Source organism: Salmonella sp. NW645, from assembly GCF_051703725.1.
Classification (GTDB): Bacteria; Pseudomonadota; Gammaproteobacteria; order Enterobacterales; family Enterobacteriaceae; genus Salmonella; species Salmonella enterica.
On sequence record NZ_JAMMKR010000003.1, the window covers coordinates 460,543 to 470,547 of the forward strand.

The 10,005-nt window shown below is 50.8% G+C and carries 9 protein-coding genes, 2 tRNA genes and 1 pseudogene; 4 read left to right on the forward strand and 8 right to left on the reverse strand.

The window, feature by feature from the left end; translation table 11 throughout:
- Nucleotides 1-229 precede the first annotated feature (229 nt).
- Both NA389_RS09420 and dnaQ read right to left on the reverse strand, forming a co-directional pair.
- Nucleotides 230-306: transfer RNA gene (locus tag NA389_RS09420), tRNA-Asp, on the reverse strand.
- 133 nt (nucleotides 307-439) lie between these two features.
- Nucleotides 440-1,171: a DNA polymerase III subunit epsilon gene (gene dnaQ, locus NA389_RS09425; protein WP_001562201.1), complete on the reverse strand. Its 732-nt coding sequence runs from the start codon at nucleotides 1,169-1,171 to the stop codon at nucleotides 440-442.
- A 63-nt stretch (nucleotides 1,172-1,234) separates the two neighbouring features.
- On the opposite strand from dnaQ, the gene rnhA reads away from it, so the two are divergent.
- Nucleotides 1,235-1,702 (forward strand): ribonuclease HI, encoded by a 468-nt coding sequence (rnhA, locus tag NA389_RS09430; RefSeq protein ID WP_000917872.1) that lies wholly within the window; start codon nucleotides 1,235-1,237, stop codon nucleotides 1,700-1,702.
- Here the strand turns inward: rnhA and NA389_RS09435 are convergent.
- On the reverse strand, nucleotides 1,699-2,421 hold the full coding sequence (locus NA389_RS09435; RefSeq protein WP_000801238.1) for a class I SAM-dependent methyltransferase: 723 nt from the start codon (nucleotides 2,419-2,421) through the stop codon (nucleotides 1,699-1,701). The two genes, rnhA and NA389_RS09435, sit on opposite strands and share 4 nt — an antisense overlap.
- A gap of 34 nt (nucleotides 2,422-2,455) precedes the next feature.
- Here NA389_RS09435 and gloB point away from each other — a divergent pair, with 34 nt between their 5' ends.
- Complete coding sequence (gene gloB / locus NA389_RS09440; RefSeq protein WP_001052773.1) at nucleotides 2,456-3,211, forward strand: hydroxyacylglutathione hydrolase; 756 nt, start codon at nucleotides 2,456-2,458, stop codon at nucleotides 3,209-3,211.
- 71 nt (nucleotides 3,212-3,282) lie between these two features.
- Nucleotides 3,283-4,650, forward strand: a complete 1,368-nt coding sequence (gene mltD, locus NA389_RS09445) for a murein transglycosylase D (protein WP_000644706.1) — start codon at nucleotides 3,283-3,285, stop codon at nucleotides 4,648-4,650.
- Between the two features lie 55 nt (nucleotides 4,651-4,705).
- On the opposite strand, the gene NA389_RS09450 is transcribed toward mltD, so the two are convergent.
- The 3 genes and pseudogenes from NA389_RS09450 to NA389_RS09460 all read right to left on the reverse strand — a co-directional run bounded on the left by NA389_RS09450 (nucleotide 4,706) and on the right by NA389_RS09460 (nucleotide 7,661).
- On the reverse strand, nucleotides 4,706-5,476 hold the full coding sequence (locus NA389_RS09450; protein WP_000207221.1) for a class I SAM-dependent methyltransferase: 771 nt from the start codon (nucleotides 5,474-5,476) through the stop codon (nucleotides 4,706-4,708).
- A gap of 77 nt (nucleotides 5,477-5,553) precedes the next feature.
- Complete coding sequence (locus tag NA389_RS09455; protein WP_001230970.1) at nucleotides 5,554-6,354, reverse strand: endonuclease/exonuclease/phosphatase family protein; 801 nt, start codon at nucleotides 6,352-6,354, stop codon at nucleotides 5,554-5,556.
- A gap of 131 nt (nucleotides 6,355-6,485) precedes the next feature.
- Nucleotides 6,486-7,661 (reverse strand): annotated as a pseudogene (locus NA389_RS09460) (MFS transporter).
- Between the two features lie 104 nt (nucleotides 7,662-7,765).
- On the opposite strand from NA389_RS09460, the gene yafC reads away from it, so the two are divergent.
- Nucleotides 7,766-8,737 (forward strand): DNA-binding transcriptional regulator YafC, encoded by a 972-nt coding sequence (gene yafC, locus NA389_RS09465; RefSeq protein ID WP_000648532.1) that lies wholly within the window; start codon nucleotides 7,766-7,768, stop codon nucleotides 8,735-8,737.
- On the opposite strand, the gene dkgB is transcribed toward yafC, so the two are convergent.
- Both dkgB and NA389_RS09475 read right to left on the reverse strand, forming a co-directional pair.
- A complete protein-coding gene (dkgB, locus tag NA389_RS09470; protein WP_000154873.1) occupies nucleotides 8,703-9,506 on the reverse strand; it encodes a 2,5-didehydrogluconate reductase DkgB in 804 nt (267 codons plus the stop codon). The two genes, yafC and dkgB, sit on opposite strands and share 35 nt — an antisense overlap.
- Nucleotides 9,507-9,670: 164 nt before the next feature.
- Nucleotides 9,671-9,747 (reverse strand) — tRNA-Asp (locus tag NA389_RS09475).
- Between the last annotated feature and the right edge of the window lie 258 nt (nucleotides 9,748-10,005).

Genomic DNA, 10,005 nt, shown 5'->3' on the forward strand with positions numbered 1-10,005 from the left:
TAAGCACCGCCATGAGGCCGCGCCTTAAATGTCAGTGGGATCAAAATAACCATGGCAGTGAAAGAAGTGGCGGTAATATCCTGTTCGTCATCCAGGCGTAGGCCCATTTGCGTCAGATTCCACGATAGACGGAGGAACTTCTTGAAGACGAAAAAAAACCGTATCCCTTTTACAGGGATACGGTTTTTTTACTTCACAGGATGTATAAAAACACCCTGAGATTTGTATCTGGCGGAACGGACGGGACTCGAACCCGCGACCCCCTGCGTGACAGGCAGGTATTCTAACCAACTGAACTACCGCTCCGTTATGTTCCCGCTGGGAACGAGGCGAATATTACGGTTTGCGGTGTCGCCCGTCAACGCTTTTTCTCACCTTTTGAATCAGTTGCTGCAAAAATCGCCCGAAGGATGATTTTTATAGCCTAAAAAGGAATAAATTACGCCCGCCAAAGGCAACTTCCGCCCTTTTTCTGCACCAGATCAAGCCGCGATTCATGCGCAGCCAGCTCTTCATCAGAGGCAAAAACGACCCGTAACCGGCTGGCCTGGCGAACGATTCGCTGAATGGTCTCTTCACCTTGCTGCCGTTGCGTCTCTCCTTCCATCGCAAACGTCATGGACGTTTGCCCGCCCGTCATCGCCAGATACACTTCAGCAAGGATCTGGGCATCGAGCAATGCGCCGTGCAAAGTACGTTTACTATTATCTATCTCATAACGCGAACACAGCGCATCAAGGCTGTTACGCTTGCCGGGGAACATTTTCCGCGCCAACGCCAGGCTGTCGGTAACTTTGCAGAAAGTATTGGTTTTAGGAATATCGCGTTTAAGCAGACCAAACTCATAATCCATAAAGCCGATATCGAACGATGCGTTATGGATGACCAGCTCCGCGCCGCGGATATAATCGAGAAACTCATCGACCACATCAGCAAAAACCGGCTTATCCAGCAGGAACTCATCGGCGATGCCGTGTACGCCAAACGCTTCCGGATCCACCAGCCGATCCGGCTTCAGGTAAACGTGGAAGTTATTACCGGTCAGACGACGGTTTATCACCTCAACCGCACCGATCTCAATAATCTTGTGACCTTCATAGTGCGCGCCTATCTGGTTCATACCGGTGGTTTCGGTATCGAGGACAATCTGTCGTGTAATTGCAGTGCTCATATCGGTCATTTATGTCAGACTTGCGTTTTGTTATCGATTTCAATTACAGGAAGTCTACCAGAGATGCTTAAACAGGTAGAAATTTTCACCGATGGCTCTTGCCTGGGGAATCCAGGGCCTGGTGGTTATGGCGCTATCTTACGCTATCGCGGTCATGAAAAAACGTTTAGTGAAGGTTACACGCTGACCACCAATAACCGTATGGAACTGATGGCGGCGATCGTCGCGCTTGAAGCGTTAAAAGAACATTGCGAAGTGACATTGAGCACCGACAGCCAATATGTGCGGCAAGGAATTACCCAATGGATTCATAACTGGAAGAAACGCGGCTGGAAAACAGCGGAAAAGAAACCCGTAAAAAATGTCGATCTCTGGAAACGTCTCGATGCTGCGTTAGGTCAGCATCAGATCAAATGGGTATGGGTCAAAGGCCATGCAGGCCATCCCGAAAACGAGCGTTGTGATGAACTGGCGCGCGCCGCGGCAATGAATCCCACGCAGGAAGATAGTGGCTACCAGGCGGAAGCTTAGCCATCCGGTTTGCGATATTGCCGGGTGGCGCCAACGGTCTGGCGGATAGGGGTTTTACTTTTATTATGTCGCAGCGGATTAAGCGTAAGCGGGATGGTCCGCTTACGGGCCACAATAAGCTGTAAACAGCCCAGCGCCGGGATATGCGTATTTAATAGCCGCCCTCCCTGCTTTTTCCAGGGTAAGACATGAAAACGGCTATAATGTAGCACTTCAAAATTGAGTAAAGACAGCCAGTCCAGTTGCCGCATAAGGGTAAACATCCGACTATTATAGGGCGGTGTTTTACGTAAAACGGGTACCAGTTTACGTAACCCCATCAAACTCAGCGGGTTAAATCCACTGATGACCAGCCAACCGTCATCAATCAATACGCGGTCGGCTTCCCGCAATAAACGGTGCGGGTCGGTACACCACGGCAAAGTATGCGCCAGCAGACAAACATCGACGGATTTATCTGCAAAAGGAAGGTGTAGCGGATCGGCCAGAACCTGCATCGGCGACCCCTGCGACGAAACATTCACCTGATGGGAGACCGCGCACGCTTCGGAATTGATTTCTGCGCTTAAATTACCGATTTTAAGCAAATGGAAACCATACATTTTTGCAAACCACGGATTTAGCTGCTGTTCCAGCGCCTCACGGTAGTAATTGCCCCAGGGCAACTCACCCCAACATCCGGGCGCAACGACAGTTTGAGAGAGCCTTGCCGGTTTCATCGCAACCTTCCGCTAATTATTTGAGAGGTAATATATGAATCTTAACAGTATTCCCGCGTTTCAGGACAATTACATCTGGGTGCTGACCAATGATGAAGGCCGCTGTGTGATTGTTGATCCCGGCGAAGCGGCACCCGTCTTAAAGGCCATTGCTGAACATAAGTGGATGCCGGAGGCGATTTTTCTGACGCATCACCATCACGACCATGTTGGCGGAGTCAAAGAGCTGTTGCAACACTTCCCGCAAATGACGGTTTATGGACCGGCGGAAACGCAAGACAAGGGAGCAACCCATCTTGTTGGCGATGGCGATACTATTCGCGTTTTAGGCGAGAAATTTACTCTTTTTGCCACGCCGGGTCACACGTTAGGACACGTCTGTTACTTTAGCCACCCTTACTTATTCTGCGGCGACACGCTGTTTTCTGGCGGCTGTGGTCGACTGTTTGAAGGCACGCCATCACAGATGTATCAGTCACTTATGAAAATTAATTCTCTGCCTGACGACACGCTCATTTGCTGCGCTCACGAATACACTTTAGCTAACATTAAGTTCGCATTGAGCATACTTCCGCACGATTCGTTCATAAATGAATATTATCGTAAAGTTAAAGAGTTACGTGTAAAAAAACAAATGACATTACCCGTTATTCTTAAAAATGAGCGTAAGATTAATCTTTTTTTAAGAACTGAAGATATTGATTTAATTAACGAAATAAACAAAGAAACAATATTGCAACAACCAGAAGCGCGTTTTGCATGGTTAAGGTCAAAGAAAGACACGTTCTGATAATTCTTACTTGTCATTCGCTAACTTCGCCGTTATGATCGGTCGTCTTTTAAGCAACTATTGACACACACATGAAGGCAAAAGCGATATTACTCGCCTCTGTCCTGCTTGTGGGGTGCCAGACGTCTCAGAACACTGGCAACGTCCAACAGCACGCACAGAGCCTTTCTGCAGCTGGTCAAGGGGAAGCAGGAAAGTTTACGAGTCAGGCACGATGGATGGACGACGGAACGTCTATCGCGCCAGATCAGGACTTGTGGGCTTTCATTGGCGACGAGCTAAAGATGGGAATTCCGGAAAACAGCCGGATTCGCGAACAGAAACAGAAGTATTTACGCAATAAGAGCTATCTCCACGATGTAACTTTACGGGCAGAGCCGTATATGTACTGGATAGCGGGGCAGGTTAAGAAACGTAACATGCCTATGGAGCTGGTACTACTACCCATAGTGGAGAGCGCTTTTGATCCTCACGCAACGTCTGGCGCCAATGCCGCAGGCATCTGGCAGATCATACCGAGCACAGGGCGCAATTATGGTTTAAAGCAGACCCGTAATTATGACGCGCGTCGCGATGTTGTAGCCTCTACGACCGCCGCGTTAGACATGATGCAGCGTCTGAACAAAATGTTTGACGGCGACTGGCTGTTAACCGTTGCAGCGTATAACAGCGGCGAAGGCCGTGTTATGCGGGCAATTAAAGCAAACAAAGCGCGTGGAAAACCGACGGATTTCTGGTCGCTTTCTTTGCCCAGAGAAACAAAACTCTACGTACCTAAGATGCTGGCATTGAGTGAAATTCTCAAAAACAGCAAACGCTACGGCGTACGTCTGCCAACAACAGATGAAAGCCGAGCGCTGGCACGAGTTCGTTTAAACAGTCCAGTCGAAATGGCCCAGGTTGCGGATATGGCGGGCATGTCTATCAGCAAGCTGAAGACGTTTAATGCCGGTGTAAAAGGGTCTACCTTAGGCGTAAGCGGTCCGCAATATGTTATGGTGCCCAAAAAGCATGCCGAGCAGTTGCGTGAGTCGCTGGCTTCCGGTGAGATTGACGCCGTTCAGTCCCAACTGATCGCCGACAATACGCCGTTGAATAGCCGTAGCTATAAGGTGCGCTCTGGCGATACGCTTTCCGGTATTGCTTCGCGGCTTGGCGTAAGCACGAAGGACTTGCAGCAGTGGAACAACCTGCGTGGTTCGCGCCTGAAAATCGGGCAAAGCCTGACCGTAGGTGCTGGCAGCAGCGCGCAACGACTGGCAAACAATAGCGATAGCATTACCTATCGTGTCCGTAAAGGCGATTCGCTTTCCAGTATCGCCAGACGTCACGGGGTGAATATCAAAGATGTAATGCGCTGGAACCATGATACGGATAATCTACAACCGGGCGATCAGCTTACGTTGTTTGTGAAGGACAATAGCACGCCAGACTCCTGATATTGTCCGACGAAAAAGCCAAAAGGCGCCGCTTCCCCCGGCGCCTTTTAAATTGCTATACCGCTTTATGCGCTTCCAGCATGATAGTATCGCTGCTAAACGAGCCGTCATCCTGCAACTCAAAATAACGCTTCACCTCTACCGGGGCACTCGCCTGATATAATCGAATCGCTTCAACCAACGGCGCTGGCGTACGCATCCGCGTTACCCATGAGCGAAACTCCAGCGATAAACGATCGGTTATCACGGTATTCGTTACCAGCATCGCGTTATTGACCATCGCCAGCCATTCGCCACTGGAATAGTTACGGACATGCGACGTGTCGCGTAACGCCTCCACCGTTTGCAGCCAGATATCGCGTACAGGATGTCCAGGCGACATGACATCCATGATAATCAGCACGCCGCCGGGTTTTAATACACGATAAACCTCACGCAATGCCTGACCAACGTCGTGCCAGTGATGCGCGGAATAGCGGCTAATCACCACCTCAAACGATGCATCTTCAAAGGGCAGTTTTTCGGCATAGCCTTGCCGGAGAGTAATATTACTTAAATGTCTTTCTTCCGCCGCTCCAGCGACAACCTCAAGCATGCTGGCGGATAAATCGTATGCCACGACCGAGTTGGCATGTTGCGCAGCGACAAAACTCGCGTGTCCAGCCCCACATCCCATATCCAGTACGTTCGCGTGGGAAAAATCAGACAACCTTTGCGCCAGCCGCGCTAAGTCACGACCCGCTGCGTGAACGGCGCTATGTAAATAGGCGTTCGCCTGTGAACCAAACTGCTTTTCAACATTGTCATGATGGGAATGCGTTGTCATGGTAGTGCCCTTCTGTTATGAGAAAAATAGAGGGCAGCACCCGAAGAGGCCTGCCCCACGGCAGACCTGACGCACCTTTATTGCTCAGGTTTGCCGGGACTGAATTCAACGAGTAGCGGATTGTGATCGGAAGCGCGCGTCACCAGTACGGAGGCTTCATTCACGTTTAACCCACGATAAAAAACAAAATCCAGCGGTCGTCCAAACGCACGACGGCGCTGATCGTCAGTGAAACGCACCTGGCGCAGCGACATCTCACGTGCAAAGCGGTACAACGCATTCATACGTGGACGGCTCCAGGCATTAAAATCCCCCGCCATAATGACAGGGCCGCTATGGTGCGCAATCTGGTCGCCGATCGGAAGTAACTGCTTACTGTATACGTCCACGCCCAGACTAAAATTTACCGCATGAACATTTACTACCATTAATAAACGGGTATCCGGCAAGGGATATACCGTCACCAGGGCTGATTTCGCCAAACGTAAAATCGGTTCTCTTTCCCGTAAAGGGCAGCAGTAAACAGGATGGGCGGCAGAAAGCGTCATGACGCCAGACGGATGCTGAGGTAATACAAAAGCGGGAACCTGATCGGCGGCAAGATAGTTAGCGGTGGCAAACTGTACCAGTTCAGGCGTCGTCTGCGCCTCCTGCAACAGGACCAGATGCGCATCTTTGCCGTAGTTCTTCAGCACCGATAACCATTCGGCTCGCTGCTGCTTGAATATATTCCACACGAGGATACGGATCCGCTCTTCACTGCTTAGCGGTTCCCCGGCGGGCAATGCCTGGCCGATGCTCGCAAACGACCCGGGCGGCAAAATCCGCTCGGCGGGCTGTCCGGCAACATAGCGCATCGCATAGGTGTTTTTTCGCACTTTTGACTTTCAAACCTCTGTAACGTCAACCAGTCCTCAACCGGACTGGTTCTTCTGTTATAGGGATTTTAGCACTCACTTTCAACGAACAATTGCAGTTTGTTTTGTAAGTAGGCGCTTACATCAATAATTTACTCCAGAGCAATGCGTACAGGTTTATCAAGACGTCCGCTGACACCCATCAGCAGGAAAGCCACCAGAACAATGAGGGCGCCAATCCACGGCGTCTGCGCCAAACCGTAATGCGCCACCGTTTGCCCGCCAATCACGGAGCCCAGCGCAATACCAATGTTAAACGCCGCAATGTTCAGACCTGACGCCACATCAACGGCATTGGGCGTAAATTGTTCCGCTTTCTGTACCACGTAGACCTGCAACCCCGGTACGTTACCGAAGGCAAAGATCCCCATCACCAGAATGGTAGCCAGCGCGGCATACTGCGTGGAGGCCGTCACCTGGAAGACCATCAGCAGAACAAACAGCGCGGCGAAAATGAATTTCAGCGCCGGCACGGCACCATGCTTATCCGCCAGTTTACCGCCCCAGATATTGCCGATAGCCACAGATACGCCATACCCCAGTAAGATCCAGCTTACCGCTGCCGGGGAGAATCCCGCCAGATCCTGCATCATCGGCGCCAGGAAGGTGAATGCCGTGAATACCCCGCCGTAGCCCAGCGCTGTAACGGCGTAAATCAGCAACAGACGAGGATGAGTCAGTACTTTCACCTAGTCACGAATGCTGGCGGCCGCCCGACCGGGAATATTGGTCGGGATCAGCAATTGACTACTCATCAGCGCAATCACGCCTAACAGTGATACCGCAAGGAAGGTCTCACGCCAGCCAAAATGCTGACCGATAAATGTGCCCAGCGGAACGCCCGTGACCAACGCGACCGTTAAACCACCAAACATAATAGCGATCGCAGAAGCCGCTTTCTCTTTTGGCACCAGACTTGTCGCGATGGTAGAGCCAATCGAGAAGAACACGCCGTGCGCCAGGCCCGTCAGCAAACGGGCAGCGATTAATGTCATATAGCCCGGCGCCTGCCATGCCAGCAAATTCCCCACCGTAAACAAGACCATCAGCGCAACCAGTAACTGCTTACGCGGCAGGCGTCCGGTCAGAGCGGTCAGCACCGGCGCGCCAATAGCCACCCCCAGCGCATAGATTGAAACCAGCATTCCGGCGGAAGGTAACGAGACAGCCAGTTGTTGTGCAATGGTCGGCACCAGGCCGACAATCACAAACTCAGTCGTACCGATAGCGAAGGCACTTATTGTCAGTGCAAATAAAGCGAGAGGCATACATAACTCCATAACAACAGTAATCAGATGACACGCAGTATGCCTGGATGTTTTAATGACAAAAATAGCCAAAATATCAATTTAATTTTGCTGCAGGAGCAAAAATGAAAGCCACCTCCGAAGAACTCGCAATTTTTGTCGCTGTCGTGGAAAGCGGCAGCTTCAGCCGGGCGGCAGAGCAGCTTGGACAGGCCAATTCCGCTGTCAGCCGGGCAGTTAAAAAGCTGGAGATGAAGCTCGGCGTCAGTCTGCTTAATCGTACGACACGACAGCTGAGCCTGACTGAAGAAGGAGAGCGATATTTCAGGCGCGTGCAGCAGATACTGCAAGAAATGGCCGCCGCAGAAACGGAAATCATGGAGTCGCGTAATACCCCGCGCGGCTTACTGCGTATCGATGCGGCAACGCCGGTAATGCTGCATTTCCTGATGCCGCTGATTAAACCTTTTCGTGAACGATATCCGGAAATAACGTTGTCTCTTGTCTCCTCAGAAACGTTCATCAATCTTATTGAACGAAAAGTGGATGTTGCGATACGCGCAGGCACGTTGACAGATTCAAGTCTGCGCGCACGCCCGTTATTTACCAGTTATCGTAAGATTATCGCTTCACCGGATTATATTGCCCGTTTTGGCAAGCCAGAGACCGTTGAAGAGTTAAAACGGCATCTGTGCCTGGGGTTCTCAGAACCTGTTTCGCTCAATACCTGGCCGATTGCCTGTAGAGATGGGCAGCTCCATGAAGTCGAATGTGGGATTTCTTCCAACAGCGGGGAAACGTTAAAACAGCTTTGCCTGAACGGTAACGGCATTGCATGTCTTTCAGATTATATGATTGATAAAGAGATCGCGCGGGGAGAATTGGTGGAACTGCTGGCCGATAAACGTCTGCCGGTAGAAATGCCTTTCAGCGCCGTTTACTACAGCGATCGCGCCGTCAGCACACGCATTCGGGCATTTATCGACTTTTTGAGCGAATATATAAGAACAGCCCCCGTAGGAGCTGTGAAAGAGGGGGTAAAGGGTACAAAGGGTCAGGCAATTAATCCCACTCAGGGGCCAGACCTTCCGGACTAACCAGGCGGTCGTTGCAATCCAGTGCCGCGATCGCATTTTTATCTTCGGCATCCAGATGCAGTTCCAGTGCCAGCAGGTTGCTTGCCAGGTTTTCACGCCTGGTGGATGAAGGGATCACGGAGTAACCTTCACCCATTGCCCATGCCAGAATAACCTGCGCCGGCGTCGCATTATGTTTAGCCGCAATGCGCGCAATCACTTCATCTTTCAGCGCTTTGCCGTATGCCAGCGTCATATAAGAGGTGATGTGGATACCGTGCGCTTTCGCCCAGTCAACCACCTTACGATTCTGCAGATACGGAGATAGCTCAATCTGGTTGGTGGCGATATTGTCTACGCCCACCGCGGCAATAGCCTTTTCCATCAACGGAATGGTGAAGTTTGAAATGCCAATTTCGCGAGTCAGCCCTTGTTTTTTAGCTTCAAGCAATGCCTGCATAAATTCTTCGACAGACACGGCATCACCCGGAGATGGCCAGTGGATCAGCGTCAGATCGACATAATCGGTACGCAGTTTTTTCAGGCTCTCTTTCAGGCTTGGGATCAGCTTGTCTTTGCTAAGGTTTTCAATCCAGATCTTAGTGGTGATGTACAGCTCATTACGCGGTACGCCGCTCTCAGCAATCGCCTGTCCAACAGCCGCTTCATTATCATAGATTTGCGCAGTGTCGACAGCACGGTAGCCCAGTTCAAGCGCCGTTTTCACAGAAGCGATAACCACGTCGTCTTTCAGGCGAAAAGTACCTAAACCGAATGCAGGGATAGTCATAGAATTCCTCTTTTTAATCACTATGTTCGTTAACTGAGGGGATTATGACCTTCAGCGCTTTGTAGAAAAAGAGCGAAAAATGCAGAGGATTTTTGCGAATTGAGCAATAATTAAATGACAGGCAAAGAAAAAGCCCTGAGCTAATGCTCAGGGCTCTTAATAAGTGGCGGAACGGACGGGACTCGAACCCGCGACCCCCTGCGTGACAGGCAGGTATTCTAACCAACTGAACTACCGCTCCACCGAATTTTTTTACAACCACCAGTTTATGACCGGCTTACTGCTTAATTTGATGCCTGGCAGTTTATGAATCACTTCGTGATTCACCCTTCGGGCCGTTGCTTCGCAACGTTCAAAAGCTTTCGCTTTTGTCCTACTCTCTGTCGAGTAGTGAACTGCCCCGAAAGTTAATGCCATACTTCTAATTTGATGCCTGGCAGTTCCCTACTCTCGCATGGGGAGACCCCACACTACCATCGGCGCTACGGCGTTTCACTTC